The organism is Actinosynnema sp. NPDC023658 (assembly GCF_040639995.1).
Classification (GTDB): domain Bacteria; phylum Actinomycetota; class Actinomycetes; order Mycobacteriales; family Pseudonocardiaceae; genus Actinosynnema.
Genome location: NZ_JBFAAX010001474.1, coordinates 1 through 1075 on the forward strand (window position 1 = coordinate 1; position 1075 = coordinate 1075).

The window sequence follows — 1075 nt, forward strand, 5'->3', positions numbered from 1 at the left end:
TCGCCGATGTTGTCGTCGGTCTCCCTGCCTCGCTTCAGCCCGGCTGGCAGCTCCCACATCACGTAGGTGCCGAGGTGCTCCGGGTCACCGCGCCACGTCTCCATGCCGTCGAACGGCGAGGGCTCTGCTGGGGTGTTGCGGCTGAACGCGAGGAAGCTGGCCGGCCAGCGGTGGATGAGGTAGGTGTCGTCGCCGTCGCGCACCTGGGGGTTCACCGCGAACGCGGAGACCTCGACGGGCACCACGAGGGTGTCGTTTCGGGCCATGGGTTACAGCGTCCCTTCGGTGGGTTGGGCGGAACTAGCGGAAGGATCCTGGAGGAACTGCTGCAGCAGCGGGGCCTTGACCATCTGCAGGGCAAACTGGGCCGAGGAGAGCTCGGACACGGAGTGGGCGGCGGCCAGCGCCGGGGCGAGGCGCTTCTGGATGTCGAGGACGTCGTCCCTCCCCGAACGCAGGAATTGCTGGTAACCGCTGCCGTCCCGGGGGAAGTCGCCGAGCGCCTTGCCGACCGGGCTGATGATGGAGCGCAGCTCCGTGGTGTTGTTGTCGCTCAGCCCGAAGTGCAGGCCCTGCGGCGGTTCGGCGAGCGTGAAGCGGTCCAGAACGTCCGTGTACAGCAGGATCAACAAGTCCTCGCCCAGGATCTGCTTCCGCAGCGGCTGGATCTCCTTGCCCTTGCTGAACGCGGTGATGATCGTCTGGGGCCAGCCGGGGACGAGTTCGGAGCGGATCATCACGCCGGAGACGAACTGCGAAACGCCCCGGATCTCCCGTGCCAGGTCGTTGAGGTCCGCGTCCAGCGCGTGCCCGACACCGACGCTCAGCGCCCCGTCCACGGCGGCGTCGATCCACCCGGTGTCGCTGTGGAAGAACCTGATCGACTCCTGCGGGAGGAGCCGTACGTCGGGTACGAGATGTCCGAACGGCACCATCTCCAGCTTGGCCAGTCGGGTCAACCACGCCTGGACGGGCCGCAACTGGGACTGGACGGCGGACGTCAGCACCGCACGCGTGGAGGTGTCGGCGACCGCGGTCCGCAGCCGGTCGGCGGTCAGCGACACCGGAGCTGCGG

2 protein-coding genes are annotated in these 1075 nt (G+C 68.2%); both read right to left on the reverse strand.

Features of this window, described 5'->3' with window-relative positions:
- Positions 1–266 (reverse strand): hypothetical protein (locus AB0G02_RS41895; protein WP_360806652.1); only part of this gene is annotated, 266 nt, incomplete at its 3' end.
- 3 nt (positions 267–269) lie between these two features.
- Positions 270–1075 (reverse strand): hypothetical protein (locus AB0G02_RS41900; protein ID WP_360806654.1); only part of this gene is annotated, 806 nt, incomplete at its 5' end.